Origin of the sequence: Pseudomonas sp. EA_65y_Pfl1_P113, assembly GCF_963970525.1 — a bacterium.
Taxonomy (GTDB): domain Bacteria; phylum Pseudomonadota; class Gammaproteobacteria; order Pseudomonadales; family Pseudomonadaceae; genus Aquipseudomonas; species Aquipseudomonas tritici.
The window spans coordinates 37,936-53,536 of record NZ_CAXAQM010000034.1 but is presented as its reverse complement, the minus strand read 5'-3'; the positions used below and the strand labels follow the sequence as shown (position 1 = coordinate 53,536).

14 protein-coding genes are annotated in these 15,601 nt (G+C 62.1%); 3 read left to right on the top strand and 11 right to left on the bottom strand.

Annotated elements, in window-relative coordinates; all coding sequences use genetic code 11:
- Window positions 1-138: 138 nt before the first annotated feature.
- Entirely contained in the window at window positions 139-651 is a 513-nt protein-coding gene (locus AACY52_RS23405; protein ID WP_339415234.1) for a dihydrofolate reductase, read from the bottom strand.
- A 69-nt stretch (window positions 652-720) separates the two neighbouring features.
- On the opposite strand from AACY52_RS23405, the gene AACY52_RS23400 reads away from it, so the two are divergent.
- Together AACY52_RS23400 and AACY52_RS23395 are read left to right on the top strand one after the other, a co-directional pair.
- Window positions 721-2,100 carry a DUF2868 domain-containing protein gene (locus tag AACY52_RS23400; RefSeq protein WP_339415233.1) on the top strand — a complete coding sequence of 460 codons (1,380 nt, stop codon included), beginning with the start codon at window positions 721-723 and terminating at the stop codon, window positions 2,098-2,100.
- Window positions 2,093-3,460: a DUF3482 domain-containing protein gene (locus tag AACY52_RS23395; RefSeq protein ID WP_339415232.1), complete on the top strand. Its 1,368-nt coding sequence runs from the start codon at window positions 2,093-2,095 to the stop codon at window positions 3,458-3,460. Before AACY52_RS23400 ends, AACY52_RS23395 begins: the two co-directional genes overlap by 8 nt.
- On the opposite strand, the gene AACY52_RS23390 is transcribed toward AACY52_RS23395, so the two are convergent.
- From AACY52_RS23390 to AACY52_RS23360, 7 genes are all read right to left on the bottom strand, one after another.
- Window positions 3,457-4,011, bottom strand: a complete 555-nt coding sequence (locus AACY52_RS23390) for a phosphonate degradation HD-domain oxygenase (protein ID WP_339427637.1) — start codon at window positions 4,009-4,011, stop codon at window positions 3,457-3,459. The two genes, AACY52_RS23395 and AACY52_RS23390, sit on opposite strands and share 4 nt — an antisense overlap.
- Window positions 4,011-5,144 carry a TIGR03364 family FAD-dependent oxidoreductase gene (locus AACY52_RS23385; protein ID WP_339427636.1) on the bottom strand — a complete coding sequence of 378 codons (1,134 nt, stop codon included), beginning with the start codon at window positions 5,142-5,144 and terminating at the stop codon, window positions 4,011-4,013. Before AACY52_RS23385 ends, AACY52_RS23390 begins: the two co-directional genes overlap by 1 nt.
- Window positions 5,145-5,217: 73 nt before the next feature.
- Window positions 5,218-6,240, bottom strand: coding sequence for a putative 2-aminoethylphosphonate ABC transporter substrate-binding protein (locus tag AACY52_RS23380; protein WP_339415229.1), 1,023 nt, complete (start codon window positions 6,238-6,240; stop codon window positions 5,218-5,220).
- 22 nt (window positions 6,241-6,262) lie between these two features.
- Window positions 6,263-7,975 (bottom strand): putative 2-aminoethylphosphonate ABC transporter permease subunit, encoded by a 1,713-nt coding sequence (locus AACY52_RS23375; protein ID WP_339436162.1) that lies wholly within the window; start codon window positions 7,973-7,975, stop codon window positions 6,263-6,265.
- A gap of 1 nt (window position 7,976) precedes the next feature.
- A complete protein-coding gene (locus AACY52_RS23370; protein ID WP_339436163.1) occupies window positions 7,977-9,041 on the bottom strand; it encodes a putative 2-aminoethylphosphonate ABC transporter ATP-binding protein in 1,065 nt (354 codons plus the stop codon).
- Between the two features lie 239 nt (window positions 9,042-9,280).
- Window positions 9,281-10,144, bottom strand: coding sequence for a LysR family transcriptional regulator (locus AACY52_RS23365; RefSeq protein WP_339427635.1), 864 nt, complete (start codon window positions 10,142-10,144; stop codon window positions 9,281-9,283).
- Between the two features lie 16 nt (window positions 10,145-10,160).
- Window positions 10,161-12,413: a heavy metal translocating P-type ATPase gene (locus AACY52_RS23360; protein WP_339496767.1), complete on the bottom strand. Its 2,253-nt coding sequence runs from the start codon at window positions 12,411-12,413 to the stop codon at window positions 10,161-10,163.
- A gap of 85 nt (window positions 12,414-12,498) precedes the next feature.
- Between AACY52_RS23360 and cadR the strand changes: the two genes are divergently transcribed.
- A complete protein-coding gene (gene cadR / locus AACY52_RS23355) occupies window positions 12,499-12,939 on the top strand; it encodes a Cd(II)/Pb(II)-responsive transcriptional regulator (RefSeq protein WP_339427634.1) in 441 nt (146 codons plus the stop codon).
- Window positions 12,940-13,006: 67 nt separating this feature from the next.
- Here cadR and AACY52_RS23350 read toward each other — a convergent pair whose 3' ends face one another.
- From AACY52_RS23350 to AACY52_RS23340, 3 genes are all read right to left on the bottom strand, one after another.
- Entirely contained in the window at window positions 13,007-13,840 is an 834-nt protein-coding gene (locus AACY52_RS23350) for a thymidylate synthase (protein ID WP_339427633.1), read from the bottom strand.
- Window positions 13,841-13,891: 51 nt separating this feature from the next.
- A complete protein-coding gene (lgt, locus tag AACY52_RS23345) occupies window positions 13,892-14,704 on the bottom strand; it encodes a prolipoprotein diacylglyceryl transferase (protein WP_339415222.1) in 813 nt (270 codons plus the stop codon).
- A 65-nt stretch (window positions 14,705-14,769) separates the two neighbouring features.
- Complete coding sequence (locus AACY52_RS23340; protein ID WP_339469621.1) at window positions 14,770-15,552, bottom strand: sulfite exporter TauE/SafE family protein; 783 nt, start codon at window positions 15,550-15,552, stop codon at window positions 14,770-14,772.
- Window positions 15,553-15,601: the final 49 nt, after the last annotated feature.

The window sequence follows — 15,601 nt, the reverse complement described above, 5'->3', positions numbered from 1 at the left end:
GCCGTGATCGGCAGATGCGCGCCTTGGAACGCAAGGCACGCAAACTTGGATTGCAGCTGGTTAAAGCGGCTTAAATTTTAAGAGCAAAAACAATGAGTTATTTTTTGTTTGATAAGAGTGGGCTTGCCCGCGAAGCGCTTAGGCTTTTTCCCAGACTTCGAAGTTATACGCCGGCTTATCATCCTCAGCCGCGTTCTCGACATTCGACACCAGCTTCCACTTACCCGCATCAAACGCCGGAAACCAAGCATCCCCTTCCGGGCTCAACGCCACCCGCGTCAGATAAAGACGATCCGCCTGCTCCAGCCCCTGCGCATACAACTGCGCACCGCCGATCAGCATCAGTTCATCCACGCCCTGCGCCAGCGCCCACGCCTCAGCGCGCTCCACCGCAGCCTCCAGTGACGGAAAAACTTCCGCACCTTCAAGCACCAGATCGGTCTGACGGCTAACCACCAGGTTCAAGCGCCCCGGCAACGGTCGGCCCAGGGAGTCCCAGGTCTTGCGCCCCATGATGATCGGCTTGCCCAAGGTGGTGGCCTTGAAATATTTGAAATCCCCCGGCAAATGCCAGGGCATGCTGTTGTCGACGCCGATCACGCGGTTTTCACCGAGGGCTGCGATCAGGCTTAAAGGGAGAGTTTTTTTCATGGCGATGAGAATACCAGAGGCGCAGGCCAGCGGTTATGCTCCACGTTCACTTGCTCAACAGGAAGGCGCGTGACTGCACTGACTCCCCTGCACACACTCTGGCTGACAGAAACCGTGCGCCTGCGCGAAGAACACGCAGGCAACCTGGAAGACCTGGAAGCCAACCGCTTGGCCCGCACGGCAGGTGGCGACTTGCCGACGCGCATCCAACAGCGCGCCCTGCACCTGGCCGAGCGTGATGGCCTGACCGCCGCTCTCACGCGCTGGCTGCAAGGTGCGCGTCTGGCGTTGGTGCTGCTCGCGATCGTCGCCGTGATCAGTGGCGCCGGCCTGGCCTTGGCGGCCATGGGCAACGGCCTGACCCCGGTGAATGTGTTCTGGGCCTTGGGCAGCCTGCTTGGTTTGAACCTCATCCTGTTGCTCAGTTGGGCCCTGGGCCTGCTGTTTGCTGGCGAACACAGCGCCAGCCTTGGGCGCCTGTGGTTGTGGCTCAGCGAAAAGCTCGCGCGTGATGCCAAGGCGGCACAGCTGGCGCCAGCGCTGTTGCTGCTGCTGCAGCGCCAGAAACTCAATCGCTGGGCCGTCGGTGTGCTGGTCAACAGCCTGTGGTTGTTGGCGTTGCTCAGCGCCATGGTGATTCTTCTTACGCTACTTGCCACCCGCCGTTACGGCTTCGTGTGGGAAACCACCATTCTTGGCGCCGACACCTTCGTCGCCGTCACCCAGGCCCTCGGCACCTTGCCGGCTATGCTGGGCTTCAACGTACCGACCGTCGACATGATCCGCGCCAGCGGCGATGCTGCGCTGAATATCGAAAGCGCCCGCCAAGCCTGGGCCGCCTGGCTGGTGGGCGTGCTGCTGGTGTATGGCCTGCTGCCGCGCTTGGTCCTCGCCCTGCTGTGCCTGTGGCGCTGGAAACGCGGGCGTGCCACCCTGCGCCTGGACCTCAACCTGCCCGGCTACAGCCAACTGCGCGAACGCCTGATGCCGAGCAGCGAGCGCCTGGGGGTCAACGATGCCGCGCCGGAACAACTGCACCACGTCACGGGCGGCGTCAGCGAACTGGAAAGCGACGGCGCCCTGCTGGTGGCCATCGAACTGGACGATCAACAGCCGTGGCCACCCAAACTGCCGGTCAGCGTGAAAAACGCCGGCATTCTGGACAGCCGCGAATCGCGTAACAAGCTGCTGGAGCAGCTCACGCGCTTCCCTCCTGCACGCCTGGCCATCGCTTGCGACCCTCGCCGCTCGCCGGACCGTGGCAGCCTCGCGCTGATCGCCGAACTCGCGCGCAGCGCCACCGCCACCCGCGTCTGGCTGCTGCAAGCACCGCCCGGCCAGGCGCTGGACGCCGAGCGCCTGGGCGACTGGCACGCCGCACTGCAACAACTTGAACTGCCCTTCGCCGACTGCGCGCCGCTGAACTGGCTGGAGACCGGTCATGACTAAACCGCTGAAACTCGCTGTGGTCGGCCACACCAACGTCGGCAAGACCTCGCTGCTGCGCACCCTGACCCGTGATGTCGGCTTCGGCGAAGTCTCCCATCGCCCCAGCACCACGCGGCATGTCGAAGGGGCGCGCTTGTCGGTGAATGGCGAAGCCTTGCTGGAGCTGTACGACACGCCCGGCCTGGAAGATGCCATCGCACTGCTCGACTACCTGGAGCGGCTGGATCGCCCCGGTGAACGCCTCGACGGCCCGGCGCGTCTGGCACGGTTTCTCGAAGGCAGCGAAGCCCGCCAGCGTTTCGAACAGGAAGCCAAGGTGCTGCGCCAATTGTTGGCGTCTGACGCGGGCCTGTATGTGATCGACGCCCGCGAGCCGGTCCTGGCCAAGTACCGCGACGAACTGCAAGTGCTAGCCCGTTGCGGAAAACCATTGCTACCGGTACTCAACTTCGTCAGCAGCAGCGACCACCGCGAGCCGGACTGGCGTGACGCCCTGGCGCGCCTCGGCCTGCATGCGCTGGTGCGTTTCGACAGCGTCGCGCCACCGGAAGACGGCGAACGGCGGCTGTATGAAAGCCTCGCGCTGCTAATGGAAAGTGCGCGGCCGCAACTGGAGCGGTTGATTCTTGATCAACAGGCGCAACGCCAGGCACGCCAGCAAAGCGCCGCGCGATTGATCGCCGAGCTGCTGATCGACTGTGCGGCGTGCCGACGCAGCGTGGTGACTGAAGATGAGCCGCAAGCCATCGGTGATCTGCGCAAAGCCGTGCGTCAACGTGAGCAAAAATGCGTGGAAGCGTTGCTCAGGCTGTTCGGCTTCCGCCCCCAGGACGCCGCCGCCAGCGACTTGCCGCTGCTGGATGGGCGCTGGGGCGATGACCTGTTCAACCCGGAAACCCTCAAGCAGCTCGGCGTGCGCGTCGGCGGCGGGATCGCCGCAGGCGCGGCGGCGGGTGCAGGCGTGGATTTACTGGTCGGTGGGTTAACACTAGGCGCCGCCGCACTGGCCGGTGCAATTGCTGGTGGTGCACTGCAAACCGCACGCAGCTATGGCAGCCGCCTGCTGGGCAAGATCAAGGGCCAGCGTGAGCTGACCGTCGACGACGCCGTGCTGCGCCTGCTCGCCCTGCGCCAACGCCAATTGCTCAAGGCCCTGAACCTGCGTGGCCATGCGGCGATGCACAGCATCAAGGTCGACACGCCCCAGGACAAAACCTGGCGCGAGGGAAAACTGCCGGACGCGTTGCATAAGGCCCGCGCGCACCCGCAATGGTCGTCCCTCAACCCTCATGCCAGGTTGAGCCAGGCCGAGCGCCAGGAACAGGTCGAAGCCCTGGCCCAGCGCCTCGACGAGACCTAAGCCGCCAGCACCTTGCGCGCCTTGGCCCTGAGCACGTCAAGGTCGAGTATCGGCACGTGCATTTCCTTTGCCTGTTCGTCCCAATAGCGCATGCGCAGACTCACCGCACAGAGCGGGTCTTGCTCGAAAACGCAGGCTTGTTCCGCATTCATGACACCGCCCTGATAGTCCAGCGTTCGGCGGCTGGCTTCGCTCAAACTGGCGTAATAGTCCGGCTGGCTGAAGGTCAGGTAACGCTTGGCCTGCACGTGATACTCCACCAACTTGGCCATACGCTCGCTGAACCCTGCACGGCGCAGATAATCCGCCCCCAAACGCTCATGGCTGACCACGCCATAACCGCCCATGTTTTCACCGCCCAGGCCACAGATATGCCCGATATCGTGGAAAAATGCCGCCAGTACCACTTCGTCATCAAAGCCTTCGGACATGGCCAGTTGCGCGGACTGGGACATATGTTCGATCTGCGACACCGGCTCGCCGATGTAATCCGCCATGCCGCGTGTCTCGTACAGGCCGAACACTTCGGCAATCGCCTGCTCCGGGCTCATCACGCTGCGCCCCACACTGCAGTGATATTTCGCTCAGCCATCGCTGGCCCCACGCTCATGCCGACGCCGGTATGCATCAACGCCGCGCTGACGCCCCGCGCCGCGCGCAGGAACGAGAACGGCGCCGGGCCTCGCGAGCCGTACACACCCTGCCACCGTTCTACCACCTGGATCTTGCAACCCAGGGTCTGTTCGGCCAGTTCGATCATCCAGTCATCGACCTGCTCGGCATTGAACGGCGATGCATCGCTGCCGTAGTCATGGGAGTCGCCGATGATCAGCTCGCCATGGGGCGTCGGGCTGATCAGCAGGTGAATACCGTGTTCATGCAGGTGCGGTGCCTCACGCAGGATCTGCGCCTGCACCGGCGCGGCTTCCGGCAGATCGGCGAATGCGCCGTAGTGCACGCAACTCAGGCCGCTGAGCAACGCGTGTTGCAGGTTCAGATTCACGGCTGGCCGCGCGCGCAGCATTTGCAAGCGGCAGGTACTCGGGTTGAGTTGGGCCATCGCTTCGGCCAGCAAGGTTTGGTAGTCGTGGCCGGAGCACACGATGATCTGCTCACCGCGAAAGCTCCCCGCCGTGCTGTTCAACTGGCCCGGTTCGACGTCGCGAACCAGGGTGGAGAAGTAAAACTCCACGTTCAGTTCCTGCGCCAGGTAATTGATCAGCGCCGGGATCGCTTCACGGGAATACAGTTGCTGATCGTCCTTGCCATGCAGCGCGGCGCGGTGATGGCGGAACTGGCCGCCGTATAAATCGTTGATTGCCGCGCCTTGCAGCAGTTCGACGTTGTAGCCGTATTCTTGGGCGCGTCCGGCGCAGAAGGCTTCCAGCAGATGCTCTTCGGCTTGGGTGCGGGCGAACAGGTATGAACCGTTGCGCTTGAGCTGCAGCCCGGCGACTTGGGCCCAATGGGCCCAGATGTCGCGGCTCTCCCGCGCCAGGTCGAGCATCGGTCCAGGTGGTTGACCGGTGACCAGGGCCTGGCCGAAGTTGCGGACCGAGGCGCCGAGCGGCGTGGCGCTGCGTTCGAAGACCTTGACCTTGAGGCCGCGCCTGGCGGCCGCATAAGCGTGGGACAGACCGAGGATGCCGGCGCCGATGATCAGCAGGTCGCGGTGGTGTGTCATTGAATGATGTCCTGAATTCGAGACCGCTATCGCAGGCAAGCCTGCGATGAGGCCATCAGCCCAAACCGAGCATTTACTGACCCGCCACCTTCTCCGACTTGCCGTCATAGCGCTTACGCCATTCGGCCAGGATGCTGTCGCGATTTTTCGAGGCCCAGGCAAAGTCGTTCTTGATCAGGCGCTGCTCGTAATCGGCCGGCAACTCAGTCTGCGGCTTGGCAATACCCGGCTGGGCAAGGACCGCAAAGTTGTTCTTGTACAAGTCCATGGCAGCGGGGCTGGCCGAGAAGTCGGCGAGCTTTTTCGCCGCGTCGGCGTGAGCAGAGCCCTTGAGCACGGCAGTGGCTTCAATGTCCCAGCCCAGGCCCTCCTTGGGGAGGATGATGTCCAGCGGCGCACCCTGGCGCTTCAGTTGTACGGCCGGGTATTCGAAGGAAATCCCGATCGGGAACTCACCCGACGCCGCCAGCTTGCACGGCTTGGAACCGGAGTGAACGTACTGGCCGATGTTCTGGTGCAGGTCGTCCATGTACTGCCAGCCCTGTTTCTCGCCGAAGGTCTGCAACCAGGCGCTCACGTCCAGAAAACCAGTGCCGGACGAGGCCGGGTTGGGCATGACGATCTTGCCCTTGTATTCAGGCTTGGTCAGGTCCTGCCAGCTCACCGGCTTGGTCAGGCCCTGCTTCTCGGCCTCGACGGTGTTGAAGCAGAGGGTCGCGGCCCACACATCCATGCCGACCCAGGCCGGAGGGTTGGCGGCGTCGCGGTAGTTTTTGCCGATCTTGTCCAGGTCCTTGGGCGCGTAGTTATCCAGCATGCCTTGCTGATCGAGGATCGCCAGGCTCGACGCGGCCAGGCCCCAGACCACATCGGCTTGCGGGCGGTCTTTCTCGGCCAACAGCTTGGCGGTGATGATCCCGGTGGAATCACGCACCCACTTGATTTCAATGTCCGGGTTGGCCTGCTCGAAGGCTTTTTTGTAGGTCTTCAACTGCTCGGCTTCGAGGGCCGTGTACACCGTCAGCTCGGTCTTGGCGAAGGCATTCAGACTGAATGCGCTCAGTACGGCAGCGACCAGCGCCAGGGGCTTGAACATGGAGCACCTCCTTCAGGGATGTTTATTGGCCGGGCGCGGTCTGGCGCCAGGCTTGGGAGCGGCGCAACGCGCCACGTGAGGCCCACGCCAGCAGCAGCGAGACGCCGGCCGAAGTGAACAGGATCAAGGTCGACATGGCCGCCGCACCGCCCACATTGCCGGCGTCGTCCATGTTCAAAACGGCAACGGCGGCAAGGATGGTGTCGGGGCTGTAGAGAAAGATCGCGGCGGACACGGTGGTCATCGCCGACACAAACAGATAGCGCACGATGTCCAGCAGCGCCGGCAGGCAGATCGGCACCGTGACTTTCAAGTAATGGCGGTACAGCGGCGCCTTGAGCGACAACGCGGCGGCTTCGAACTCGGCGTCGAGCTGGCGCAACGCCGTGGTCGCGGTCATTTGCGCGGTGGTCAAATAGTGAGCAATGGTGCACACCACCAGCAGGGTCATGGTCCCGTAGAACACATGCAGCGGGTTGCCGTTAAGGTTGAAAAAGAACACGTAGCCCAAGCCCAACACCAGCCCAGGCACCGCCATCGGCACAAAGCTGAGCATGCGCAGCGCCAGGTTCAGGCTCTTCTGGCCCTTGGTCTTTTCCATCAAATACGCGCCAGTGAAGATCAGCACGCTGCCGATCAACGCGGTGCACAGCGCCATGGTCAGGCTGTTGCGATAGGCCAGCCAGCCGCCGCCGGCGGTGTCTTCGAACTGGTAGTGGCTGAGCGACAGCGACAGGTTGTACGGCCAGAATTTCACCAACGAGGAATACACCGCCATGCCGAATACCAGCAGCAAAACGGCGCAGATCAGCAGCACGATGGCCAGGTAGCAGCCCTCTCTTACGCGCGATGGCACCGGTTGGAAGACGTGGGCACGACCGCTCATGGAATCGCCGTGACGACGGCGCAGCCAGGCATCCACGCCAAAGCTGAACAACGCCGGCAGCAGCAGCACCATGCCGATCAACGCGCCGCGACCGAACTGTTGCTGGCCGACCACGGCCTTGTAGGCTTCCAACGCCAGCACCTGATAATCGCCGCCGACCACCACAGGCACGCCGAAATCGGTGATGGTCAAGGTGAACACCAAACAGAACGCGGCAAACACAGCCTGGCGTGTGGCCGGCCAGGTGATGCTGCGGAACGCCCGGGCCGGGCTCGCGCCCATGCTCGAGGCAGCATCAAACAGCCGCGCATCTGCCAGGGACAGCGCCGACAGCAAAATCATCAAGGCATGTGGGAAGGTGTAGATCACCTCGCCCAGCACAATGCCCCAGAAGCCATAGATATTGTCCGAAAGCAGCCCGCGCAACAGGCCCTGGTTACCGAACAGATACACCAGCGCAATGCCCGGCAACATCGACGGCGCCATCAGCGGCAGCAGTGACATGCCGCGCCAGATCGCCTTGCCGGGAATCAACGTACGCTGCAATGCGTAGGCAAACAGGTAGGCCAGCGGTACGACGATGGCCGCAACGCTGAGGGAGACTTTCAGGCTATTGCCCAGCAGCCAGTGGAAGTTGTCACTGGTGAGCAGTTCCCGCGCCGCCGCCAGCCCACCGCCCTGCCCGGCTTCGCCGCTGAAACCGCGCCAGAAGATCGCCAGCAATGGCAGCAGTACAGCAACACCCAGCAGGCACAGCCAAAGCAACTTGCCACCGACCACAAAAACACGATCACCCAGCTCGGCGCGGGAGACCTGACGCGGCTCAGGCAATGTCATGACAGCAGCCATCTCAGGCAAACACCTGCAGGCTGCGCGGCGGCAAGGCGACCCAGATGTCCTGGGCACCCAGGCGTGGCATCGCTTCCGGAGCCACTTCGGCCAGTAACGGATGGCCGGGCAATTGCTCCAGTTCGAAGCTCATACGGCAGCGGTTGCCGAGAAAGGTGATTTCGCGGACCTTGGCCGGGAACAGGTTTTCTTCGTGCACTGGCGGGTTGACGCTGATCGCTTCCGGGCGGCAGAACAAACGGCCGGACTTGGCGATGCCAGCATCGTCGGCCAAGCGCATGTTCATCCCGCCGACTTGGGCATGGCTGGCACTGTTGCGACTGAACGGCAGCCAGTTGCCCTGGCCGACAAACTCCGCCACGAACGGGGTGGCCGGGCGGTCATAGATCTCCTGGGGCGTGGCGTATTGCTCGACCTTGCCGTTGTTCATCACAGCGATGCGGTCGGCCATCAGCATGGCTTCGTCCTGGTTGTGGGTGACCATCAGCGTGGTGATGCCCAGGCGGCGTTGCAGCTGGCGCAGCTCGGTGCACAGATGTTCGCGCACGCGGGCGTCGAGGGCCGACATCGGTTCATCCAGCAGCAGCAATGAGGGCGACGGCGCCAATGCCCGGGCGAGCGCAACGCGTTGCTGCTGGCCGCCGGAGAGTTGGCCCGGGTATTTCTTTTCGCTGCCGACCAGGCCGACCAGTTCGAGCATCTGCCCGACGCGCTTGCGCACTTCATCGCGGCCGCTGCCGGCGAGGCCGTAGCCGATATTCGCGTCGACAGTCAGGTTGGGAAACAGCGCGTAGGACTGGAACAGAATGCCGTAGTCCCGCGCCTGGGGTGGCAGCAGGGAAACATCGCGGCTGCCCAGGTAAAGTTCGCCGCTGTCCTGACGCTCCAGGCCAGCGATGCAACGCAACAAGGTGGTCTTGCCGCAGCCGGACGGGCCCAGCAGGCACACCAGCTCGCCAGCGGCGACGTCCAGCGAAACGTTATCCAGCGCGGTAAAAGCGCCAAAGCGTTTCTGGACACCGCGCACCTTCATTGGCGCGCCGGGTTGGGTCAGGGCTGTGTTCATGGAGGCACCTCATCAAACTGATGAAGCCCATGCTAGGCAGGCAATGCGTCGCTGGTGTGGCAGGAAGGCAAAAGGCAGTGATAGTGGTATTCGTGGATTTGGGTAGGTCTGATGGAGATGGGCTGCCTGGGCTGACCTCATCGCGGGCAAGCCCGGCTCCCACAGTTTTGATCTGTGAACACATTCGACTGTGGGAGCTGGCTTGCCTGCGATGGCGATTCAAAGGCCACCAAACTACCTTAAATCGGAGACATTTCCTGCGCCAACCCCAGAAACGCCGCTGGCAACCGCGCGCTTTTTCGCTCCTTGAGGCAGTACAAATACTCCGGAATCTGCGGCGCATTCTCGATGGTCAACACCCGTAACTGCGGATCATGCGGCACTTCCTGGCGGGCAATGATGCTGATGCCAATATTGCGCAGCACCGCCTCGCGAATCGACTCCCGGCTGCCGATTTCCAACAGCGGGCCGTAACTCACGCTTGCGCCCTGTAGCATTTCTTCGGTCAGGCGCCGCGTGGTGGAGCCGACTTCACGCATCAACAAGGTATGCCCGGCCAACGCAGTGAGCGGTACATGATCGAGCTTGGCCAGTGGATGATTGCGATGCACCGCCAGCACCAAAGGGTCGGTGCCCAGCACGCGGCGAATCAAGCGCGGGTCTTCCAGCAACTGCGACGACGCAGCGACATCAACGCGGTAATCGTCCAGCGCTTCGAGCACCTGCTGGGAGTTGCCGATTTCTACCGACACTTCCACCTGCGGCAGGCGTTCGCGAAAGGCCTTGACCAAGTCGAGGATGTAATACGGCGCCGTCGCGGCGATCCTCAGCGCACCCTGGACCTGGCCACTGTTGCGCAGGAAAAACTCGATGTCCGCTTCCTGCTGCAACAGCACCTTGACCATCGGCAGCAGGCGCGCGCCTTCGTCGCTGACGGTGAGGCGGCGACCACCTCGGTAGAACAGCTCAACGCCGTATTGGCTTTCCAGGTTGCGGATCTGGGTGGTGACGGTGGGTTGGCTCAGGCCGAGTTTTTTCGCCGCCTGGGTAATACTGCCCAGGCGCGCGACCATGAAAAAAGCCTTCAACTCGGCACTCAGCACACCACCCTCACCTCAATTATTTGCGCAACAGGCGCAGGCCATTGAATACCACCAGCAGGCTCACGCCCATGTCGGCAAACACCGCCATCCACATGGTGGCCATGCCCAGGAAGGTGACCGCGAGAAAGATCGCCTTGATCACCAGCGCCAGGGCGATGTTCTGCTTGAGGATACTCGACGTTTGCCGCGACAGACGAACGAATGCCGGAATCTTGCGCAAATCATCGTCCATCAGCGCCACATCGGCGGTCTCGATGGCCGTGTCGGTGCCGGCTGCAGCCATGGCAAAACCGATCTCGGCACGGGCCAGGGCTGGCGCATCGTTGATACCGTCGCCGACCATGCCCACGCGGAAACCTTGGCCATACAGGGCTTCAATGGCTTGCAGCTTATCCGTAGGCAACAGGTCGCCCTGGGCCTGGTCGATGCCGACCTGGGCAGCGATCGCCTGGGCGGTGTGGGTGTTGTCGCCGGTGAGCATCAGGGTTTTAATGCCCAGGTCATGCAACTGCTGGATCGCTTCACGGCTGCTGTCCTTGACCGTGTCGGCCACGGCGAACAGCGCCAACGGGCCGGACTTGTCGAGCAGCAGCACCACGGACTTGCCCTGTTTTTCCAGGGCGAAGAGCTTGTCTTCCAACGCTGGTGAGCACAGGCCCAGGTCTTCCACCAGGCGATGGTTGCCCAAGTGGTAGGTTTCGCCGTTGATATCGCCACGCACGCCGCGCCCGGCCAGGGCTTCGAAGTTATCCACAACGTGCATCGGCAGATCTTTATCCACAGCCGCGTTGGCAATCGCCAGCGACACCGGGTGATCGGAACGCCCGGCCAAACTGGCGGCCAGGGCCGGTGCGCTGTCTTCGATGTTGGGGAAGAGCGCCAGGTAATCGGTTTGCACCGGCTTGCCGTGGGTGATGGTGCCGGTCTTGTCGAGGGCCAGGTAGTCGAGCTTGTAACCCCCCTCCAGGTACACGCCGCCCTTGATCAGGATGCCTTTGCGCGCCGCCGCCGCCAAGCCACTGACGATGGTCACCGGAGTGGAAATCACCAAGGCACATGGGCACGCAACCACCAGCAGGACCAGGGCGCGGTAGATCCAGTCGAACCACACGCCGGCCATGAACAGCGGCGGAATCACCGCTACGCCCAGCGCGAACAGGAACACGGCCGGGGTGTAGATCTTCGAGAAACGGTCGACAAAACGCTGGGTCGGCGCCCGTGCGCCTTGCGCCTGTTCCACCGCGTGGATGATGCGCGCCAGGGTAGAGTTGTTAGCCGCTGCGGTGACTTTGTACGTCAGGGAACCGGCCTGGTTGATGGTGCCGGCGAAGACTTTGTCGCCCACGGTCTTTTCAATCGGCAGGCTTTCACCCGTGATCGGTGCCTGATCGATGGTGGATTGGCCAGCGGTGACCTCACCGTCCAGTCCGATGCGCTCGCCGGGCTTTACCCGCACGATTGCACCCAGATCAATGCTTTTGACCTCTTGTTCAGCCCATGCCCCATCAGCTTGCTGCACCGTCGCCTGCTCGGGCGTCATCTGCATCAAGCCACTGATGGCATTGCGCGCACGATCCAGGGATTTGGCTTCGATCAACTCGGCCACGGTGAACAGGAACATCACCATCGCCGCTTCCGGCCATTGGCCGATCAGGATCGCGCCGGTCACGGCGATGCTCATCAGGGCATTGATGTTCAGGTTGAGGTTTTTCAGGGCAATCCAGCCCTTCTTATAGGTGGTGAAGCCGCCGCTGAGAATCGAGATCAGCGCCACCACCGCGATCACCCACGTGGGTGCGGCATCGGTGAAGTGCAGCACTTCGGCGCCCAACGCGCCCACACCGGACAACGCCAGCGGCCACCAGGGTTTCTTGGCGGGCGGCGCGGCGGCCGGAGTGCCTTCCTCGATGGGATCAGCCTGCATGCCGATGGATTTGATCGCGTCGATGATCGGCGCAGTGCTTGGTAGGTCGTGGGTGACGCCAAGGATGCGATTGATGAGGTTGAATTCCAGCTGCTGCACACCGGCAAGCTTGCCCAGCTTGTTCTGGATCAGCGTCTGCTCGGTGGGGCAGTCCATGGCTTCGATGCGAAAAGTGCTCAGGCGCGAGCCGGCGGTGGGTGCTTCGCTCAGTTGCACCCGCGCAGGTGCGGGTGTGCCGGAGCAGCACGAGCTGCCGTGGCCATGGTCATGCACTGGCGTGAGTTTTTTCGGGCCATGGTCGTGGTCGTGGTCATGTTTATGCGGGGTGTGGATGGAATCGCTCATTCTGTCGCGTCCGTAAAGGTGCCTGTTGCCAAGTAAAGACCCTGTAGCCACTATAGGGTCAAGCACCCATTTGGAGATTGCCGCAATGAAGATCGGCGAACTGGCCAAACTGACCGACTGCCCGGTGGAAACCATCCGTTATTACGAGAAGGAACGCCTGTTGCCGCCCCCGGCACGCACCGAGGCCAACTACCGTGTGTACACACAGGCACACACCGAGCGGCTGATCTTTATCCGCAATTGCCGCAGCCTCGACATGACCCTGGAAGAAATCCGCAGCCTGCTTGGGCTACGCGACAGCCCCCAGGACCAGTGCGAAAACGTGAACGCGTTGATCGATGAGCATATCCACCACGTGAAAGCGCGGATTGATGGGTTGTTGGCGTTGCAGGAACAGTTGCTGGACCTGCGCCAACGCTGTGGCGGCGGGGATCAGTGCGGGATTTTGCAGCGGCTGGAGGTCAGCGGGAGTGTACTGGCCAGCGAGGCGGAGCCTTCGCATGTGGGCAGAAGCCACGGCCACTGACTGATAATGGGGTGAAACCCAATCCAAATGTGGGAGCGGGCTCCCACAGTGACACCGGGGGTAGTCTTCAGATCGCGACGTCAGCCTTGATGCTCGGGTCGGCGTCGTACCCCACGATCTCGAAGTCTTCGAACTTATAGTCGTAGATCGACGCAGGCTTACGCTTGATCACCAGTTCCGGCAGTTTCTTCGGCGTGCGCGCCAGCTGGGTCTTGATCTGCTCCATATGGTTGCTGTACGCGTGAGTGTCGCCGGTGGTGACGATGATCTCGTGGGGGATCAGGTCGCATTGCTGGGCCAGCATATGGGTCAGCAATGCCAGCGCGGCGGTGTTGTACGGCAGGCCGAGGAATACGTCGGAACTGCGGATATACAACTGCATCGACAGGTGACCGTGGTGCACGAATGCCTGGTACAGCAGGTGGCACGGCGGCAGGGCTTGTTTGCCGTTTCGCGCGTTTTCCTGCGGACTCTTGGTCTCGTCCGGCAGGTACTCAACGTTCCAGCCGTGGAACAGGATGCGGCGGCTGTTCGGGTTGGTCTTGAGCGTGTGGACCATGTAGTCGATCTGGTTGATCGTGCCGCCGTCCTTGGTCGGCCAGGCGGTCCACTGCTCGCCGTACACCGGCCCCAGGTCACCTTCTTCGGTGGCCCATTCGTCCCAGATCTTTACGCCGTTTTCGTTGAGCCACTTGATGTTAGTGTTGCCACTCAACATCCAGATCAGCTCGTTGGCGATGCTTTTGAAGTGAAGCTTCTTGGTGGTCAGCAGCGGGAAGCCGTCGGCCAAGTTATGCCGATACTGACGGGCGAACACGGCTTTGGTGCCGGTGCCGGTGCGATCGCCCTTGGTCAATCCATTGCTCACGACGTCGTTCAGTAGTTCGAGATATTGCTTCATTCTGGTACCCGTATCGTTGAAGCCGAGGCTTGGAAACCTCGGCATTCGAATTTAAAGCGCGGTGTTCTTCAAAGGCTGCGGGCGATTGTACGCCCACCACAGCAAGCCCAGGCCGCCGAGAATCATCGGCAGGCTGAGGATTTGACCCATGGTCACCCAACCGAATGCCAGGTAGCCCAATTGCGCATCCGGCACGCGCACGAACTCGACGACGAATCGGAAGATCCCGTAGAACAACGCGAACATGCCGGACACGGCCATGGTCGGGCGCGGCTTGCGCGAGAAAAGGTAAAGGATAAGGAACAGTGCCACGCCTTCCAACGCGAACTGGTAGAGCTGCGACGGGTGGCGCGGCAATTGCGCCGGGTCACTGAACGGCGGGAACACCATCGCCCATGGGAGGTCGGTCGGTTTGCCCCAGAGTTCGGCATTGATGAAGTTACCGATACGCCCAGCGCCCAGGCCGATCGGCACCATCGGTGCGATGAAGTCCATCAGTTGGAAGAACGACTTGCCATTGCGACGGCCGAACCACCAGGCAGCAATCATCACGCCGATAAACCCACCATGGAACGCCATGCCGCCCTTCCACACTTCGAAAATCAGCGTCGGGTTGGCGATGTACGCGGGGAGGTCGTAGAACAGCACATACCCAAGGCGCCCGCCAACGATAACGCCCATCGACAACCAGAAGATCAGGTCGGAGAGCTTCTCCTTGGTCCAGGTCGGATCGAAACGGTTCAGGCGTCGGGAAGCCAGAAACCAGGCACCGCCGATGCCGATCAGGTACATCAACCCGTACCAGTGGATTTTCAGCGGACCGATAGCCAAGGCCACCGGGTCGATCTGCGGGTAAGGCAGCATTGCGACTCCTCGTTAAATCATTCGTTATAGCGCCCGGACCATGCCCGGACGCGATTAAGCCTGCATTACAACAAAAAGTTTAAGCCGACACAGAACAGCAGCCCGGCGAACAACCGCTTGAGCAAACGCGGCGATAATCGGTGCGCCAGGCGTGCGCCGAAACGGGCGAACACCATACTGGTCAGGGCAATGCCCAACAGTGCCGGCAAATACACGAACCCTAGACTATGAGCGGGCAACAGCGGGTCATGCCAGCCAAGAATCATGAAACTTGATGCACTGGCCAGCGCAATCGGCAGGCCACAAGCCGATGAAGTGGCCACGGCCTGCTGCATCGGCACGCTGCGCCAGGTCAGGAACGGTACGGTCAGCGAGCCGCCGCCAATCCCGAAAATCGCCGAAGCCCAGCCGATAAATGTGCCGGCGATGGTCAGGCCAACCTTGCCCGGCACCGTCCGGCTGGCATTGGGCTTGACCTCCAGGGCCAGTTGCACGGCCACCAACAAGGCAAACACGCCGATGATCTTTTGCAGGTGGGGGCCGGAAATCGCCTCGGCGGTCAGTGCACCAAAGCCTGCGCCGATCAGGATACCCACGGTCATCCACACAAAGATCGGCCAACGCACCGCGCCACGCCGATGGTGCTCACGCACGGCATTCACCGAGGTAAAGATGATCGTTGCCAGGGAAGTGCCCACGGCCAAGTGGGTCAGCACCTGCGGGTCAAAGCCCTGCAAGGTGAAGCTGAACACCAGCACCGGCACGATGATAATCCCGCCACCCACGCCAAACAGCCCGGCGAGCACGCCCGCACAGGCGCCGAGCAGCAAATACAGCAGAAATTCCATGGGAGCCCCCAGACCAAGTCCGGCATGTTAACGGATGGAAGGCATGCAA